26 protein-coding genes and 1 riboswitch are annotated in these 15,874 nt (G+C 62.9%); of the genes, 9 read left to right on the plus strand and 17 right to left on the minus strand.

Annotated features, from left to right (window positions below):
• Positions 1-37: 37 nt before the first annotated feature.
• From KVT37_RS21200 to KVT37_RS21210, 3 genes are all read right to left on the minus strand, one after another.
• Positions 38-718: a hypothetical protein gene (locus KVT37_RS21200; RefSeq protein ID WP_217576641.1), complete on the minus strand. Its 681-nt coding sequence runs from the start codon at positions 716-718 to the stop codon at positions 38-40.
• 347 nt (positions 719-1,065) lie between these two features.
• A complete protein-coding gene (locus tag KVT37_RS21205) occupies positions 1,066-1,419 on the minus strand; it encodes a hypothetical protein (RefSeq protein WP_217576643.1) in 354 nt (117 codons plus the stop codon).
• A 323-nt stretch (positions 1,420-1,742) separates the two neighbouring features.
• The gene (locus KVT37_RS21210; RefSeq protein ID WP_217576645.1) at positions 1,743-1,916 is read right to left on the minus strand and encodes a hypothetical protein; all 174 of its coding nucleotides are present in this window, start codon (positions 1,914-1,916) and stop codon (positions 1,743-1,745) included.
• Between the two features lie 122 nt (positions 1,917-2,038).
• Here KVT37_RS21210 and KVT37_RS21215 point away from each other — a divergent pair, with 122 nt between their 5' ends.
• From KVT37_RS21215 to KVT37_RS21225, 3 genes are all read left to right on the plus strand, one after another.
• Complete coding sequence (locus tag KVT37_RS21215) at positions 2,039-2,212, plus strand: hypothetical protein (RefSeq protein ID WP_217576893.1); 174 nt, start codon at positions 2,039-2,041, stop codon at positions 2,210-2,212.
• Between the two features lie 127 nt (positions 2,213-2,339).
• Positions 2,340-4,421, plus strand: coding sequence for an ATP-dependent helicase (locus KVT37_RS21220; protein ID WP_217576647.1), 2,082 nt, complete (start codon positions 2,340-2,342; stop codon positions 4,419-4,421).
• A gap of 191 nt (positions 4,422-4,612) precedes the next feature.
• Entirely contained in the window at positions 4,613-4,915 is a 303-nt protein-coding gene (locus tag KVT37_RS21225) for a DUF982 domain-containing protein (protein WP_217576649.1), read from the plus strand.
• A gap of 62 nt (positions 4,916-4,977) precedes the next feature.
• Here KVT37_RS21225 and KVT37_RS21230 read toward each other — a convergent pair whose 3' ends face one another.
• The gene (locus KVT37_RS21230; protein ID WP_217576651.1) at positions 4,978-5,793 is read right to left on the minus strand and encodes a sterol desaturase family protein; all 816 of its coding nucleotides are present in this window, start codon (positions 5,791-5,793) and stop codon (positions 4,978-4,980) included.
• A 194-nt stretch (positions 5,794-5,987) separates the two neighbouring features.
• Here KVT37_RS21230 and KVT37_RS21235 point away from each other — a divergent pair, with 194 nt between their 5' ends.
• The gene (locus tag KVT37_RS21235) at positions 5,988-6,407 is read left to right on the plus strand and encodes a hypothetical protein (RefSeq protein ID WP_217576653.1); all 420 of its coding nucleotides are present in this window, start codon (positions 5,988-5,990) and stop codon (positions 6,405-6,407) included.
• 44 nt (positions 6,408-6,451) lie between these two features.
• On the opposite strand, the gene KVT37_RS21240 is transcribed toward KVT37_RS21235, so the two are convergent.
• The 3 genes from KVT37_RS21240 to KVT37_RS21250 form a co-directional block, all read right to left on the minus strand.
• Positions 6,452-7,237 (minus strand): GGDEF domain-containing protein, encoded by a 786-nt coding sequence (locus tag KVT37_RS21240; protein ID WP_217576655.1) that lies wholly within the window; start codon positions 7,235-7,237, stop codon positions 6,452-6,454.
• A gap of 177 nt (positions 7,238-7,414) precedes the next feature.
• Positions 7,415-7,987, minus strand: a complete 573-nt coding sequence (locus KVT37_RS21245) for a hypothetical protein (protein ID WP_217576657.1) — start codon at positions 7,985-7,987, stop codon at positions 7,415-7,417.
• Positions 7,988-8,258: 271 nt separating this feature from the next.
• Complete coding sequence (locus KVT37_RS21250) at positions 8,259-8,771, minus strand: DinB family protein (protein WP_217576659.1); 513 nt, start codon at positions 8,769-8,771, stop codon at positions 8,259-8,261.
• Between the two features lie 61 nt (positions 8,772-8,832).
• Here KVT37_RS21250 and KVT37_RS21255 point away from each other — a divergent pair, with 61 nt between their 5' ends.
• A complete protein-coding gene (locus KVT37_RS21255) occupies positions 8,833-9,525 on the plus strand; it encodes a glutathione S-transferase family protein (RefSeq protein ID WP_217576661.1) in 693 nt (230 codons plus the stop codon).
• A 15-nt stretch (positions 9,526-9,540) separates the two neighbouring features.
• Positions 9,541-9,837, plus strand: coding sequence for a DUF1905 domain-containing protein (locus tag KVT37_RS21260; protein WP_217576663.1), 297 nt, complete (start codon positions 9,541-9,543; stop codon positions 9,835-9,837).
• On the opposite strand, the gene KVT37_RS21265 is transcribed toward KVT37_RS21260, so the two are convergent.
• Positions 9,834-10,052 carry a hypothetical protein gene (locus KVT37_RS21265; RefSeq protein WP_217576665.1) on the minus strand — a complete coding sequence of 73 codons (219 nt, stop codon included), beginning with the start codon at positions 10,050-10,052 and terminating at the stop codon, positions 9,834-9,836. The two genes, KVT37_RS21260 and KVT37_RS21265, sit on opposite strands and share 4 nt — an antisense overlap.
• 180 nt (positions 10,053-10,232) lie before the next feature.
• Between KVT37_RS21265 and ndk the strand changes: the two genes are divergently transcribed.
• Together ndk and KVT37_RS21275 are read left to right on the plus strand one after the other, a co-directional pair.
• Positions 10,233-10,655: a nucleoside-diphosphate kinase gene (ndk, locus tag KVT37_RS21270; RefSeq protein ID WP_217576667.1), complete on the plus strand. Its 423-nt coding sequence runs from the start codon at positions 10,233-10,235 to the stop codon at positions 10,653-10,655.
• A 181-nt stretch (positions 10,656-10,836) separates the two neighbouring features.
• Positions 10,837-11,067: a hypothetical protein gene (locus KVT37_RS21275; protein WP_217576668.1), complete on the plus strand. Its 231-nt coding sequence runs from the start codon at positions 10,837-10,839 to the stop codon at positions 11,065-11,067.
• Here the strand turns inward: KVT37_RS21275 and KVT37_RS21280 are convergent.
• The 4 genes from KVT37_RS21280 to KVT37_RS21295 all read right to left on the minus strand — a co-directional run bounded on the left by KVT37_RS21280 (position 11,042) and on the right by KVT37_RS21295 (position 12,896).
• Complete coding sequence (locus KVT37_RS21280; protein WP_217576669.1) at positions 11,042-11,386, minus strand: DUF190 domain-containing protein; 345 nt, start codon at positions 11,384-11,386, stop codon at positions 11,042-11,044. The two genes, KVT37_RS21275 and KVT37_RS21280, sit on opposite strands and share 26 nt — an antisense overlap.
• A 14-nt stretch (positions 11,387-11,400) precedes the next feature.
• Positions 11,401-11,841, minus strand: a complete 441-nt coding sequence (gene crcB / locus KVT37_RS21285) for a fluoride efflux transporter CrcB (protein WP_217576671.1) — start codon at positions 11,839-11,841, stop codon at positions 11,401-11,403.
• Positions 11,842-11,844: 3 nt separating this feature from the next.
• A complete protein-coding gene (gene crcB / locus KVT37_RS21290) occupies positions 11,845-12,237 on the minus strand; it encodes a fluoride efflux transporter CrcB (RefSeq protein ID WP_217576673.1) in 393 nt (130 codons plus the stop codon).
• 100 nt (positions 12,238-12,337) lie between these two features.
• Positions 12,338-12,400, minus strand: a riboswitch (Fluoride riboswitch).
• A 40-nt stretch (positions 12,401-12,440) separates the two neighbouring features.
• Positions 12,441-12,896 (minus strand): MarR family winged helix-turn-helix transcriptional regulator, encoded by a 456-nt coding sequence (locus KVT37_RS21295; RefSeq protein WP_254634168.1) that lies wholly within the window; start codon positions 12,894-12,896, stop codon positions 12,441-12,443.
• Positions 12,897-12,960: 64 nt separating this feature from the next.
• Here KVT37_RS21295 and KVT37_RS21300 point away from each other — a divergent pair, with 64 nt between their 5' ends.
• Positions 12,961-13,437, plus strand: coding sequence for a cupin domain-containing protein (locus KVT37_RS21300; RefSeq protein ID WP_217576677.1), 477 nt, complete (start codon positions 12,961-12,963; stop codon positions 13,435-13,437).
• An 81-nt stretch (positions 13,438-13,518) separates the two neighbouring features.
• On the opposite strand, the gene KVT37_RS21305 is transcribed toward KVT37_RS21300, so the two are convergent.
• From KVT37_RS21305 to pgsA, 5 genes are all read right to left on the minus strand, one after another.
• A complete protein-coding gene (locus KVT37_RS21305) occupies positions 13,519-13,788 on the minus strand; it encodes a hypothetical protein (protein WP_217576679.1) in 270 nt (89 codons plus the stop codon).
• A 157-nt stretch (positions 13,789-13,945) separates the two neighbouring features.
• Positions 13,946-14,359, minus strand: coding sequence for a YbaY family lipoprotein (locus KVT37_RS21310; RefSeq protein WP_217576681.1), 414 nt, complete (start codon positions 14,357-14,359; stop codon positions 13,946-13,948).
• A 77-nt stretch (positions 14,360-14,436) separates the two neighbouring features.
• A complete protein-coding gene (locus KVT37_RS21315; protein ID WP_217576683.1) occupies positions 14,437-14,916 on the minus strand; it encodes a molybdenum cofactor biosynthesis protein MoaE in 480 nt (159 codons plus the stop codon).
• A gap of 1 nt (position 14,917) precedes the next feature.
• Positions 14,918-15,169, minus strand: a complete 252-nt coding sequence (gene moaD, locus KVT37_RS21320; protein ID WP_126095483.1) for a molybdopterin converting factor subunit 1 — start codon at positions 15,167-15,169, stop codon at positions 14,918-14,920.
• Between the two features lies 1 nt (position 15,170).
• The gene (gene pgsA / locus KVT37_RS21325; protein ID WP_027165584.1) at positions 15,171-15,767 is read right to left on the minus strand and encodes a CDP-diacylglycerol--glycerol-3-phosphate 3-phosphatidyltransferase; all 597 of its coding nucleotides are present in this window, start codon (positions 15,765-15,767) and stop codon (positions 15,171-15,173) included.
• Between the last annotated feature and the right edge of the window lie 107 nt (positions 15,768-15,874).

Raw genomic sequence — 15,874 nt, forward strand, 5'->3', positions numbered from 1 at the left:
AGTCCTTTTAATCAGCCGGTATTCGTGACCTTGCGTGTCAGCCACCCAATCCCCTGACGTCGTCGACGTCAATGGTGTATTTGGATAGAAATCCGGCCACCGCTTCGCAGCTTTTGCCATAGTCGCCAAAATAATTCGCTTTCGGCATATTAATTTTGACGCTCCATCCTTTATAATGCATATAAACCATGCAACGCCGCTCTAACTTATCATTTACGTCACATGCTCTAAATTTTAGCTTCTTTGTCCCAAAAAACTCATCTATCTCGTCGTCTCGTATACATTTATATGTTTTTGAAAATTTGTAACCAACAATACTATTCCGTAGGCTAACATAGAAACCTCTAGTGGCATTGTCTCGTGGCTCAGAAAAAACAGATGGAGAGAAATCCCCATTTTGGTCTATTGTTGCAGCTATGTCGACAAAATAAGGCTGGTGACTTGTACCACCTATATTGCCGTTGTCGCCAAGCTCAGACCAAATAAAAGCCCTCGGCATTTTTAGATGCCACTCGTTCAGGGGCGCCGATGGAATATCATCGCTGCGTCTGTCATATTTTAGGACAACGTCGTATGGCTGCATACTTCTCGAAGGAGACGCCGCGGAACCAGGCAGGATCGAATGTGACAATCTGACAAACCCTCTCACCACCCAGCCGCCAAGGCCAAGCAGCGCCACTAGTCCAACCATGACCAGCAAGATAGCGGATCTCTTCATGGATGAGTTGCCCAGGCCTCTATAGACATATGAAACCAGTCACAAGAATTCCGGAGTAGCTCTCCGTTAATATTAGACAATTCTTACGATAGCGTTCAATTATCGCATGATCGCTTTTATACTTTAGATGGCAATAGTCGTATGCGGCGGGTGGTGAAATATTTCGGCCGGCGGTCTTTACCTTTTTAGACTTGTTTTCGGCAAGCCGTGTCGAATGCGACCCGATGCACTCGGCGCGCGCACCGGAAATGTTGATGCAGCGGCGGCGCCGACGAAGTGCGCCCTGTGGAGATGGCCGGCGCCCCATGCGGCGCGCCGCGATGGTTTGAGGGGCATTGGATTGCCGGCTACCAACGTTCCCGCGTGTTCTCCTCTATGCCTCTGGCCTCCAATATCCGGCCGCTGGCATCGATTGCTACTTCACGGAAATAATATCTCGGCTTCGGCGGACTTTCGATGAGATAGCTCATCTGTACCAGTGAGACGCCGCCTTCGTAGAGGCGCGCCGGAAACTCCAGCCATTGGTGGTTGGAACGCCTGACGACACAGCAACCGGGGTTGCTTGCTATCAGTTCGCCAGCGGAGGTGTAAGTGATCGACCCAAGGTTCCATTTCGCAGCGTCGGTTGCCGCAATCGAAATCAACTGACGGTCGCTGATCCGTTCCTGAAAATTGTAGGCGACCGTCCATGCGACCAGCACAGCGATGGCGAGCTACGCAACAACGAGCGTAGTGGCAAGAACCTTCTGCATCTTTTCTCCGAGGATGTACGGATCCTCCCGACAATAGGACCCGCCATAGGTGAAGCAACAGGGCAACACCTTGCAGATTTTCGCCATTTTCTCCGGCGATTTCCTGGAGTTGTCCACCAATGCCTCGAGCCGTTCCATGACGCAGCGGCAAGACTCAGCTATGGTTTGTTTTGCGGCGGGCCTGATTTTCCCGCTTGGCCGGCGCTATCGAGCTTCCTCCCAAGCAGCGCCGGCCTTCTTCGTTCAGCCCGACAATAATTGCGGCCCGACCTCTATTGCTTTGGCGGCGTGCCTGGCTGATCGCCGCCGGTGGTCGATTTCGGCACCGGATTCTTGTCGATCTGCGGGTTCTGGTCAGCGGGCGCCTTGGTCGGAGGGATGCTGTTGTCGCAGGCGGCGAGCGCGAGCCCCGCCGCAAGAGCCAGCAGTACAGGAAGCTTCATCATCGTGACGACCTCCTCTCGTTCGCCCCTTCTTCATCAAAGGCAACGAGGCGCGGGCGGTTTGGTTGCCTGGGCGGGAACCAACCGACCCGCGTCCGGTTGAAACCACCGAACCCAACGAGGAGATGATCATGATACGCCTGCTGCTTACGGGTCTGTTCGCCTACACCGCCTATCGAGTCGCGGTGAGGATCATCGACGAGGTGCCAGGAGACGTCGCACCGCTGGAGATGCCCGGCGACGAAAGGCGCACGCTGCGGCGACAGTCGGCAGCGATGGGGGTCGAGCCCAGGCGGTAGTTACCTCGGTTCGATGCTCTGGTGCGCCGGCGCAGCCCCCTCTCCGGCCGCTTCGCGGCCACCTCTCCCCGCTCGCGCGGGGCGAGGAAAATATTGCGAACAAAGCGGAAACGATGCTTGATGGGCGATGAACATCGCCGCTCGTGATTCGTCCTTCGAGACGCCCGCCTATCTTGCCCGGCTGAACGACGAGCAGCGGCTGGCGGTGGTGCATGGCGACGGCAAGGTAGCCACCCCCCTGCTGGTGATCGCCGGCGCCGGCTCCGGCAAGACCAACACGCTGGCGCATCGCGTCGCGCACCTCATCGTCAAGGGCGCCGATCCCCGCCGCATCCTGCTGATGACCTTTTCGCGCCGCGCGGCGTCAGAAATGGCCAAGCGCGTCGAGCGTATTGCCGGCGAGGTGCTGGGGCGCGATGCCGCCATCATCGCCGACGCGCTCGCCTGGGCCGGCACGTTTCACGGAATCGGCGCGAGGCTCTTGCGCGACTACGCCGAGCAGATCGGGCTCGACGCCGCCTTCACCATCCACGACCGCGAGGATTCGGCCGACCTGATGAACCTCGCCCGGCACGAGCTGGGATTTTCCAAGACCGAAAGCCGTTTTCCGACCAAGGGCACCTGCCTGCAGATCTACTCGCGCGCGGTGAACGCGCAAGCTCCGCTGGGCGAAGTGCTGGGCTCGGCGTTTCCATGGTGCGCGGCGTGGGCGGATCAACTCAAGGAACTGTTCGCGGCTTACGTGGAAGCCAAGCAGGCGCAGAACGTGCTCGATTACGACGACCTTTTGCTCTACTGGGCGCAGATGGCGGCGGAGCCTGAGATCGCAGCGCATCTCGGCAGCCGCTTCGACCATGTGCTGGTCGACGAATACCAGGACACCAACCGGCTGCAGGCCTCGATCCTGTTGGCGCTGAAGCCGGACGGCGCGGGCTTGACCGTGGTGGGCGACGACGCGCAGTCGATCTATTCCTTCCGCGCCGCGGAAGTGCGCAACATCCTCGATTTCCCAAAGCAGTTCGCGCAAGGCGCCGAGATCGTCATGCTGGAGCGCAATTACCGCTCGACCGAGACGATCCTGGCCGCCGCCAACAAGGTGATCGGCGAGGCCAGCGAGCGCTTCACCAAGAACCTTTGGACCGAGCGCCGGTCCTCGCACAAGCCGCAACTGGTCAGCGTGCGCGACGAGGCCGAGCAGGCCAATTATGTCTGCCAGGCGATCTTGGCCGAGCGCGAGGCCGGCACGGCACTGAAGGCGCAGGCGGTGCTGTTCCGCACGTCGAGCCACAGCGGGCCGCTTGAGGTGGAACTGACGCGCCGCAACATCCCCTTCGTCAAATTCGGCGGCCTGAAATTCCTCGACGCCGCGCATGTGAAGGACATGCTGGCCATGCTGCGCTTTGCCGAAAATCCGCGCGACCGCGTCGCCGGTTTTCGCGTGCTGCAGTTGATGCCGGGCATCGGGCCGTCCGCCGCCTCGCAGATCGTCGACGCCATGGCGACATCACTGGACGAGACGCTGGGCCTTGCCCGCTTCCGGCCGCCGCAGCGCGCGGCGCAAGACTGGCCGGTGTTCCTCGACATCTATAGCGGCTTACGCGCCGGCGCCAAATGGCCGGCCGACCTCGAACGGATCAGGCTCTGGTACGAACCGCATTTGGAACGCGTCCACGAGGACGCGATCACGCGCCGGGCCGATCTCATCCAGCTCGAGCAGATCGCCTCGACCTATCCCTCGCGCGAGCGTTTCCTCACCGAACTGACGCTCGACCCGCCCGACGCCACCAGCGACCAGGCCGGGCCGCCGCATCGCGACGAGGATTATCTCATCCTGTCGACCATCCATTCGGCGAAGGGGCAGGAGTGGAAGAACGTCTTCGTGCTCAACACCGTCGACGGCTGCATCCCGGCCGATCTCGGCGTCGGCACCAAGGAGGACATCGAGGAGGAGCGCCGGCTGCTCTACGTGGCGATGACCAGGGCCAAGGACAGCCTGCATCTCGTCGTGCCGCAGCGCTTTTATCCGCACAACCAGCCGGCACGCGGCGACCGTCACGTCTATGCCTCGCGCACCCGCTTCATCCCGGCCTCGATGCTTGCCGCCTTCGAGCAGTCGTCCTGGGCGAGTGCGGCGCTCAAGGACGACCCGCGCCAGCGGCCGGGCGTCAAGGTCGACCTCGGCGCCCGCATGCGCGGCATGTGGAAATAGGCCGCTGACCCACTCCGGCCGATTGCCGGCGAAGAGCCCGACTTGCTCATCGCAACCGGTGGTGCCTCGCGCCGGCCGGAGAAAAATCGACTTGAGCGGAACCTCTCGCCACAAGCCGCGTTGTGGGGCGTCCCACCCCACATCCGGAGGTGGCAACCCCGCCGCATCCGCAGCCAGTAGACGAGGTCCGAATGTACGACAGGATGTTCTTCACCCCGGTCGCCCTCAGCGTCGGCGCCGGCCACAAGCGCATGATCGCCTCGCTGTTCCAGATGCATGACTTCCTGACCGAGTTCCCGCCGTCGCGCCGCCGTCTCAGCTATGGCGCCGCGGTGAAGGCCTGCGAGGCCGCGCGGAGCGGAGAGATTTCGGCCGAAGCCGCGCGCGATGCGCTGATCACCTTCGCCGTGACGGCCGGCGTGCTGTGGCCTTCGGACCAGCCGGTCATCTCGGTCAAACCCGTGGCACGCGGCTATGGCGGCTTTGCCGCCTGATCTCAACTGCAAGGATACCCTGCTGCGAAAGCCCGCCTTCGAAGGCGGGCTTGTTTGTGCCGTCATTCCGGCTTGGCGGCCGCCGGCGCGGCTTCGGCGATCGGCGCAGCCGGCTCCGAACTGGCAATGAAGGGATAGACGAGCTGCTGGTGGTAGAGCTGCGGCACCGGCTCGTCGAGACCGTATTTTTCCGGCATGCGCTGCGGCATGAACAAGGTGCCGCCGATCAGGTCGAGAATGGGCAGCTGGGCGGCGAAGTTCTTGTCAAAGGCCTGGCGTTCGTTGGCGTGGTGCCAGTGATGGAACTGCGGCGAGGCAATCAGCCATCTCAGCGGCCCGAATTTGATGCGTGTGTTGGAGTGGATGAACACCGACTGCCCGTGATAGATCAGCACGTAGATGAGCACCGCATCGCCGGAAAAACCCAGCGCGAACAGCGGCAGGAATGATGCCGACTTGGTCAGGATCTGGTCCACCGGATGGACGCGATGGGCGGCCAGCCAGTCCATCTCCTCGATCGAGTGGTGGATGGCGTGAAAGCGCCACAGGAACGGCACCGCGTGGAACGCGCGGTGGGCAAGGTAGAAGCCGATGTCGGCGACGAGCAGCGCCTCGATCGCCTGCAGCCACAAAGGTTGCGACCGCACGGCGGCGGTGAGCGCTTCCGGAACGAAGCGCTGCGCCACGAACATCGCCGCGCCGATCACCAGCAACATGCCGAGCTTGATGACGATGCCATTGAAAAGCAGATAGAAAACGTCGTTCAGCCAATGCCGACGCGTCGCCGACTGCTCGGCATGCAGCGGCAGGAGCTGCTCCAGCGGAATGAAGATGAGGGCGATGACCAGCACCGCCTTGAAGTCGATAAGATCGAACACGGTCGCTCGCGGATCGGCTGAGGTCAGCCGCCGACACTAGCCGCCAAAGGATGAACGGACCGTTGATGGCCCGGGCATGCATTGCGCCTGCCCGCCGCAAGAATCCCGTGAAACTTTTTCGACCGCTGCGTGAAACAGCACACGGAACATCCACGTTCACCATGCCAGTTGCGGACCCGCGGCAAGGAGGGCGGATGTTTCTCGATCGCGAGCGTTTCAAGCCGGCGGCCGAAATGCGGCTCAGCCGCGACAAATCGTCGATCCGGGTGACGGTAACCGACCCGAAAGTGTGCGAGCTCGGCGAAGCCGTCTATGTCTGGATCACCACCGAGGGCAAGCCGGTAAGGATCGGCACCTGCGGCGTCTCGGCCGGCAAGCGCCTGCTTTCCTATCCCGGCTATATCAACCGCAGCCTTGCCGGCCGCGGCGGCGCGACGCCGAAATGGGAAGCGTTGAAGTGGCTGAACCTGCTTACCGAGCATGGCACGCTGACGGCGGTGGTGCATCAGCCGGAGCCGACGCCGACGGCGGCGGGCCTGATCAGGCCCTATCTCGACGTCGAGCGCCAATTGATCCGCCAGCACAGGCCGTTGCTCAACCGCAGCCATCGTTGACCACGGTGCCGCCGGCGGGCGTTAAAAGCGTCTCGCGAAGCGGTTTAGTGCATCGTACCGGCGGCGTCGCCGGCCAGCACGGCGCGCGGGTTTTCGAAGCTCACCTGATCGCGGCCGTTGGACTTGGCCTTGTAAAGATGGCGGTCGGCGACCTGGAACATATCGTGGTAGGTGGTCGGGCCGCTGAAGGCGATGCCGCCGATGCTCACCGAAAGCGGGCAAGGCCTGCCGCCGGGTGCAAATTCGGCCTCGCGGATGCGGCGCCGGATGGATTCGGCGACCAGGAAGGAGCGCGCGGCGTCGGCGCCGGGCAGGAAGACCGCGAACTCCTCGCCGCCGATGCGCCCGACTATGTCGGCGCCGTGCAATTGTCCCTTTATCGTCGCGGCGATTAAGCGAAGCGCCTGGTCGCCACAATCATGGCCGAGGCGGTCATTGATCGACTTGAAATGGTCGGCGTCGACGATCAGCAGCGCGCCGGCATCGGCCACGGCCTGGCCGCGCGCCTGGTCCAGATAGGCCTCGACGAGCATCGAGAAGGCGCCACGGTTGAAGACCGCCGTCAGGCTGTCGGTCGCGGCGATGACGCTGAGCTCCTTCTGCGCGATCGCCAGTTGGCGCATCTTCCACATCAGGAAGAACAGGAAGGAGCCGCCAAGGATCAGCGGCAGGAAGAGATCCGTGAGCTGCGCCCAAAGCAGCGCCTGCGGCGTCAGCGAGGGGAAGTTGAAGGAATCGACGAAGAAGGCAGCGGCAATGAAAAAGGCGGTGCCGGCGGCGGTAACAACCACCACCCTGCCCCAACTTGTCGGGGACAAATCGATGCGCATGCCCTTGCTCCCGTTGCGTCAGGCCACCTTGCCGCGAGGAAGGCAAACGAACTGCTAATATACGCGCCAGTTGGTGAACTTGGTTAATTCTCCTTCATCGCCCGCCTACGTGGCAGACAGCCAGAAAGCCCACCACGGATGTGGCGGGCTTTCCGACCGAGCTGCCTGCGGCATGCGTCAGCGACGCGAAATCATCAGGCAGAGCGCCCTCAGATCGCTGTCATAGGTCCCTTCGCTGGAAAGCACATCGACACAGCGCTTCTTCATGCGCATGAGTTTGTTGCCCGTCATCTGCGCAAGAGCGGCCGAGGGTCCTGTCGTGACCGGTGTGCCAGGGGTACCCGGAACTCCCGACGTGCTTGGCGTGCCGACACCGACACCGGCGGAAGCACCAAGCGTCCCGATGCCGACATTGGCGCCACTGGTGCCGATCGAAGCCGTGGCTCCGGTGTCGGTCCCGCCTAGGGACACCGCCGCATCCGCTGCCTGGCCGCCACCAAGCGAAACGGCACCGTTGGCGCCGCTGGCTCCGCCGATGGAAGCCGTTGCACTGGTGCTGCTTCCCCCAAACGAGGCGTCTGCATTGGCACCGCTCGCGCCGCCAGCGTTGGCGCTGGCTCCATTACCGCCGACGGACACGCCGCCGAGACCACCCAACCCAAGACTTGCAGCATTCGATGGAACCGCCAAAATAGCGACAATCGCGCCGCAAGTAAGGGCTTTATACAACTTCCGAATGATACTTGGCATGATACTCTCCTCCTTAGACAGTATATGCTGCACTGCATCCCGCACGCATCGCGTTCTTTGGTGAACGCCGTGCGCATACATATCTACGCCGATGGCCGCGCCTGAGTTTCAAGCGTGAATTTGCAAGAATATTTTGTAGTTTCTTGTTGTTATACCGAATTATTAAATAAATTTTCGACTTTTCGTCGACATTTAATTAAGTAGAGTCACCAAGAAACATGTCTCGCGCGAGCGCCGTGAACCCGCAGTAGAAATGCGAGGGAGCTTTGCCTCAGGCGTAGGCGCGGCCTTCCTCGGAGCGCTGGAACAGCACCAGGTCGAGCGGCACCGAGGGCCGGCCTAGCACGGTGAGGCACATATGCGCCTGGCCGCGATGGTGGGTCTGGTGGTTGAAGAAGTGGCTGAGCGCCGGCGCCACCCGCTGCGAGACGGTGCGCATGTCGGTCAGCGTCATGTAGGAGAAGCGGCCGGCCAGCGCCTTGTCGCTCATGCCGCCGACCCAGTCGACGATCCTCCTGTCCTCCGCCTCGCGCGCCTGCCGCAGGCCGGACAAAGCGCGGTAGAGGATGGCGGCGGTGTTCGAAGGCGCGTCGCCCTCGCCGGTGAAGCGCTTCATCCAGACGCGGTCGACGGCGAGCAGATGGTTGAGGGTGCCCAGCATCGAGCCGAAGACGGCGCCGACGTCACGACCGAGCTCCTCGTCGCCCAGATCGGCGGCGGCATCATAGAGGCGACCGTTGGCCCATTGATTGTAGGCCGCAAACATCATGAAATGCTGCTTCATTCTTTCCACCCGGCTCAACCCGAATCCGGGCCCTTCGTAACCCGCAGCAACGGACCCGCCAATGACCATTCTGCTCTACGACCTCGTCGGCCATGACGCCGCCCGCCCGTTCAGCCCGCATTGCTGGAAGGCCAAGATGGCATTGGCGCACAAGGGCCTCGCCGCCACCAAGGTGCCGACGCGCTTCCTCGAGGTGCCCGAAGTCGAGGGCGGCGTGTCGAAGACGGTGCCGGTGATCCGCGATGGCGAGCGTGTGGTGGTCGATTCCTTCGCCATCGCGCTCTATCTGGACCAAGCCTATCCGGATCGGCCGACGCTGTTTGGCGGTGAAGGCGGCAAGGCGATGGCACGCTTCATCGAGCGCTGGTCGCAGCTCACCATCCATCCCTATATCGCGACGGTGGCGCTGACCGGGCTGCATGCCATGCAGGACGAGCCGAACGCCGCCTATTTCCGCGAGAGCCGCGAGCAGCGCTACGGCAAGCGGCTGGAAGACGTCGTGGCCAACCGCGACGCCGGGCTCTCGGCCTTCCGCGCCGCGCTGGAGCCGCTGCGCTCGACACTCACCTACCAGCCCTTCATCGGCGGTGAGGCGCCGCTGTTTGCCGATTACATCGTGTTCGGGGCGCTGCAATGGGGTCGCATCGCCTCGCCTTTCCAATTGCTCGACGACAGCGACGGCATCGCCCGCTGGTTCGAGCGCTGCCTCGACCTGCATGGCGGGATCGGCAGGCAGGTCGCGGCGGCAGCGTAAGACGCCGGCGTCGGGATGTTGCGCCACCAGATGCGGGCCGCGATCTGGGTCTACCCCGGCAAGGGCGGCTGGCATTTCGTGACGCTGCCAACGGAGGTCGCGGCGCGGATCAAAGCGGCGATGGCGGGACTGGCCCGCCCCTGGGGCTCGCTCGGCGTGACGGCGAGCATCGGCAAGACCAGGTGGCAAACGTCGCTCTTTCCCGACAAGGCATCCGGCAGCCTGCTGTTGCCGGTCAAGGCCTCGGTGCGCCAGCGCGAAGGTCTCAAGGCCGGCGATGCGCCGACACTGACCATTGAGATCGAGCTTTAGGGTCGGTCCTGGCGCTCCTTCGGCGCGTCTTTGCCAACCAGCCTGACGCAGATCGGGTCGCCTTCGCCCATGCGGGTGCACTGCCATTCCGGGCCGAAGCCGAAGTTCTGGTCGCGCGGAGGATGAAACACGAGGACGAAGCCAAGCACGGCAAGAAGTACAGCCATGAGGAAAATGCCCGCCACGTCGCCGCGTCTGAGATAAGGCCAGTTCATCGCCTCAGGCTCCGCCGTCACAGGCGCTCCGGGAACCGGGTGCCCGGCGCGCATGCAGCCGTCTAATTATCCCGCAAAGAGCCCGTCTTGACCAGAAGCCGCCTCCCCTTGGCAAGCCGCCAAGCGGCTTGTATAGAGCCCGCCACTCCAATTTCCATTCCCAAGAACAAGGACGACCCTATGGCGATCGAACGCACCTTCTCCATGATCAAGCCGGACGCGACCAGGCGCAACCTGACGGGCGCCATCACCAGGATGCTGGAAGACGCCGGCCTGCGCGTCATCGCATCGCGCCGCGTATGGATGAGCCGCCGCGAGGCCGAAGGTTTCTACGCCGTTCACAAGGATCGCCCGTTCTTCGGCGAGCTGGTGGAGTTCATGTCGTCGGCCCCGACCATCGTGCAGGTTCTGGAAGGCGAGAACGCCATCGCCCGGAATCGCGAAGTGATGGGCGCCACCAACCCGGCCAACGCCGCCGAAGGCACCATCCGCAAGGTGCACGCGCTGTCGATCGGCGAGAACTCGGTGCATGGCTCGGACGCGCCGGAGACGGCCGCGCAGGAGATCAAGTACTGGTTTTCGGACACCGAAATCGTCGGCTGAGCTGAAAAAGCTTCGACTTCAGGATTAGGGCGGTCCGGCTCCACCGGAGCGCCCTTTTTTGCAGCAACGGGATAGACATCTCGGCCAGACGCCCTAAGTCCCCGCCCCGGCGGCATTGGCCGAGGGGTCCGCCCGGCCTGCGGACGACCAGCGCGCCTCCGCCGAAACTGGGAGGAGTGCCATGATCAACCCCCATGTCGCAAAGAGCGGAGACGCCTATCCGGGCGATCTTGTCCTCTTGAAACGCATCTATGACCAGGTCTGCCAGGAACGACACATCGCCGAGGGGACCCCGGAAGCGTCGGAATTGACAATCGAAGCCATGAAGCTCTTTGCCGCCGGCATTTTCGATGAGGAGACGATCTGCCAACGCCTGCGCAGCCGGTTCAGTTCCCGTCGCCGTAGCGGATGACCTCGACCTTCTCCCTGGTGATCAGGCAGCTCTTCGTCCTGGTCAGCGCCTTGATCTGAGGGATCAGCGCGTCGATCTTTTCCGGCGCGTCGACGATCTCGACGACAATGGGCAGATCCTGCGACAGGCGCAGGATTTTCGCTGTGTGAAGCACGCTGGAACGGCCGAAGCCTAGCGGACCTCTGAGAACCGTGGCGCCGGCCATGCCGGTCTCGCGCGCCTTGATGACGATCGCCTCATGCAGCGGCTTGCCGTCGGCCGCCCTGTCGTCCTCGCCGAAGAAGATCCTGAGCAGCGCGCATTGCGCGGGAAGTTCCATGTTCTCCTCCCTGATTAGCCGTTGGCCCGGCTGCCTTTCGGCAAGCGGTTGAGCCTGGACGCCATGAGATAGCCCAGCCACGCCGCGGCGAGCGACAGCCCGACCACACTGATGAGATAGGTCGCGGCAAGCGGCAAGTCGCCCTCGAACAGCAGGATGAAGGTGTCGAGGCTCATCGCCGAAAACGTGGTGAGGCCGCCGCAGAAGCCCGCCATGACGAAATTGCGGGTGACGGGACCGACCATCAGGCGGCCATCCGGCCCGGTCAGCGAGGCGAAGGCCATGATGACCCACGAGCCGACGACATTGACGAAAGCTGTCGAACAAAGCGCGTTCAGGCCAAGCAGCGAGACGATGACATAGCCCGACAGGAAGCGGGCCAGCGAACCGATCGCCGCGCCGCAGCCGACCGCCAGATAAAGCCGCATCGCCATCCGTCTGTCGCTCCCGGACATGCCTTACCCCACGATCCAGACGGCAGCCCAGAAGCCGAGGGCGACGAACAGCACACACAGCACCGACGAGGCGACGACGTTGAAGGCGGCGAGCCGCCCCTCGCCGTCGAGCGCCAGGTTCAGCGTCTGCACGCAAAAGGACGACACCGTGGTGTAGCCACCGAACAGCCCGACGACGATCAGGTCGCGGACGAGATCGCCGGCGAAGACGCCGCCGACTGCTCGCGCAGCACCCGCGAAGGCGCCGATGGCAAGGGCGCCGGAAACGTTGACCAGCAGCGTGCCCCAGGGAAAGGTCTCGCCGACGCCACGGCCGACCACGCCGGACAGGAAAAAGCGGGAAATGCCGCCGAAGAAACCGCCGATCAGGACCAGGGCGCAAGCCGCAAGGGTCATCGCTTTCAATGCCTCTTCAAATGCGATCCCTCGCAGGAATCGCGCCACCAAGATCAGGCATGAAGCGAGCGGAAAAAACAAATCCTGCCGCGCGAGAGCACGCCTGGCAGGAGTCATCAGCCCATAAGGGCGGTTTCGGGGGAACCCCATCCCCATTTTCGGACGAGCCTAAGTGGTTGCTGTGAGGCGGTCAATTGGTCCGCTCAGCGGATGAGCGGGGTGTCCCAGAGATCGCCAAGCAGCGTCTTCAATTCCTGGAAGCGCTTCGGCCCAAGTTCCTCGGCCCATTCCCGCTCGATGTCGAGCAGGATGTCGGCCATCTTTTGGTAGGCAGCCCTGCCCCGGTCGGTAAAGTGGACGACAGTTCCGCCGGTGTCTTCGGGCGCCGCGCTGCGAGCGATGTAACCCATCCCCTCCAGCGTCTTCAGCAACTGGTTCATGGCCTGCTTGCTCATGGCGGCCCGCTCGGCAAGCGCGCTCGGGCGCATCCCGTCCGGCCCAGGATACTGGATCACCGCCATATGCGGCGGACTCAAATCGTCGAAGCCGGCGGCCCGCAAATCCCTGATCAGCTTGCGGTGGATGGCCAAGGCCGGCACGCGCAGCAGCGCACCGATCAAGGGCGGTTTCTTCGGGGGATCGTCCGTCAGCTTGGTCATTGACATCGCAGTAAATTGAGTTTACCCATATCGGTAAATTCGATTTACCACACAGGAGGGCGGAATGCTAGGGACAGTGAGCGACGTGCGTGTCAATCCAGCGGACGAAACGATCGGCGATGGCGCACTCGCGGTGCGCTTCCTGCTCACCGGGGAGCAGTCGAACGGCAGCATCGCGGCCTTCGAGCTGACGGTGCCTGGCTCGCAACGTCTGCTCGCCCCGGCGCACAGCCACGACCATTATGAGGAAACGATGTACGGGATCGAGGGCATGCTGACGCTCACGGTCGATGGCCATCGGCACGACATCGGCCCTGGGCAGGCGCTGTGCATTCCGCGCGGCGCGGTCCACCGCTTCGACAACAACACCGCCGAGACTGCCAAGGTGCTGTGCGTGGTGACGCCGGCGGCGATCGGACCGGAATATTTCCGCGAGGCCTTTGCCATTTTTGGGGCCGGCGGCCCGCCCGACCGGGCCAGGATCATGGACCTGATGCGCCGCTTCGGCCTGACGCCGGCGCCGCCGCCTCCGCAGGCGTAATGCTCTCCAGCGCCGTCAATGTAGGGACGCACAGTACATCAGACGAGCGAGAATCCCGCCGCCCCTCCCGGCGGGCAAGGGTCACTTGGCTTGACGGTCTTTCAAGTTCGCGTGGGCGTTCGCCGTCTCGTTGTCGGTGGACGGCGTCCTGGTGTCCTCGCCGGCGAACGGGCTGCCCTGTCCGGACGCAAGGTCGCCGCTGTGGCCGGCCTTGTTGGTCTGGAAAGGCTGGCTGTCGGGGCTGAGGCCATGCTGCGTGGCGTTGAACAGATGATCGTCCGCCCTGGCAAAACCGGCGAAGGCGATCAACGATACGCTTGTGACTGCGAGAATGATCGTGTGCTTTTTCATATCTGGTCTCCATTGAGTGGCCAGATCGATCCCGCGCATTCGGTCCAGCGGCTTACGTGAAGGGACACGTGTCCCTTTGCCTGCCCGCAATGTGCATAAGTTAACGCCTGACGCTGCCGGTTTATTCCGGCCAGCGCGATTTTCCAGGCTGAAAGGGTCAGCGCGCCATTTTCAACAACAGCGTCTGCGGCTTGGCATCCAGCGGATCGAGCTGATGGCGCGTATCGGTGATGAACATCAGCCGCTCGCCAGCCGTGATGCGCGCCTGCAGCGCGTAGGTCCGGCCCCTCTCGATCGCCTTGGGATCGAAGCCGATCTCGAACCTGATCGGCACCTGGCCGGTGGGCGCTATCCTGCGCTTGGCGATGACGGTTGCCGGCGCGTCGGCCAGCGAGACGTCGGCGAGCTCGACCACCAGCACGGCGTCGGGCGGCAAAGCGATGCGCTCGCGGTAGGTCACCTCGCCGGCAATCGTCTTTTCGCCGGCCTTGGTCACTTCCGGCACGGCAAGCACGCCGACGACCAGCGGCACCAGCCCGAAGATGAAGAATTCCGCGATACGGTCCAGCATGAGATTGCTCCGCCAAGCAAATCAAACCGATTAGCAAGGTCGGGAAGGATTGCGGTCAATCAATGGCCGGACGGGATTTATTCGCCCGATTTCGTCCAGCGGTCGGCCGCGTGATCGTCGGCTTCCTTGGCTTCGACCCAGCCGCCCTCAGAGCCGTCGGCGAGGTGCTCCTTCTTCCAGAAGGGGGCGCGCGACTTCAGATAATCCATCAGGAAATTCGCGGCCTCAAAGGCCGCCTGGCGATGCGCCGAAGCCGCGACCACCAGGACTATGTTCTCGCCCGGCGCAATCTTTCCGTGACGATGGATGACGGTGAGCCCCTGCAGCGGCCAGCGCTCCACCGCCTCCGCGGCGATGCGGCCGATCTCGGCCTCGGCCATGCCGGGATAATGCTCGAGCTCGAGCGCCGAAAGCGCGCCCTGCTCATCGCGGCAAAGGCCGGAAAAAGTCACCACGGCGCCGATATCGGCGCGGCCCCTGGTCAAGCCGGCGATCTCGGCGGCGACGTCGAAATCCTCGCCCTGGATGCGTATGGCGGGCACGACCGCGCCGGCCATCTCAGCCTCCGGTCATCGGCGGAAACAGCGCGATCTCGCGCGCGCCCGCTATCTTCTCGCGGTGGCCGACATGTTCCTGGTTGATGGCGACACGGATGACATCGGGATATTGCAACGCGTTTTCGTATTCCTCGCCACGCGACTTCAGCCAGCGTAGCAGATCGGCGACCGTCTCGATGCCGGCCGGCAATTCGACATCCTCTTCCGGCTTGCCGATCCGCTCGCGTACCCAGGCGAAATAGATAAGGCGCATCTCACTCGTCCATGATGTGCTTGAGGCCGGCGCGGAAATAATCATAGCCGGTGTAGAGCGTGACGAGCGCCGCGACCCACAACAGCACGAGGCCGATCTGGGTGGTCAGCGGAAAGATCTTGTCGCCGGCCGGGCCGACCAGCAGGAAGGCGATGGCGACCATCTGGATGGTGGTCTTCCATTTGGCAAGCTGGGTGACCGGCACCGAGACTTTCAAGGCGGCCAGATATTCGCGCAGACCGGAAACCAGGATCTCGCGGCACAGGATGATGATCGCCGCCCACAGCGACCAGCCGGCAATGCCGGCATGGCGGTCGGTGTCGGCGGCAAGCAACAGCAGGCAGGTCGCGACCAGCAATTTGTCGGCGATCGGGTCCAGCATCTTGCCGATGTTGGAGGTCTGCTGCCAGGCGCGCGCAAAATAGCCGTCAAAATAATCGGTGATCGATGCGAGCAGGAAAATGACCAGCGCCGACCAACGGGCGAAGTCGGACGACTTCAAATGGCCTTCGAGAAAAAAGCACAGCACGACCAGCGGCACCGCGACGATGCGGGCGTAAGTGAGGATGTTCGGCAGGTTGAACGCGCGTTGTGCCATGTCGTCTCGGGAAATCTCCTCCGCCAGAGGTACTCAAATCAGAAGCCAATGTAGGGGGTCAACAGCCGAGATTCGATTGACCAGGGAAAAATGGCGTGAAGGTTGGC

The sequence above is a fragment of the Mesorhizobium sp. GbtcB19 genome, assembly GCF_019091085.1.
GTDB lineage: Bacteria > Pseudomonadota > Alphaproteobacteria > Rhizobiales > Rhizobiaceae > Mesorhizobium.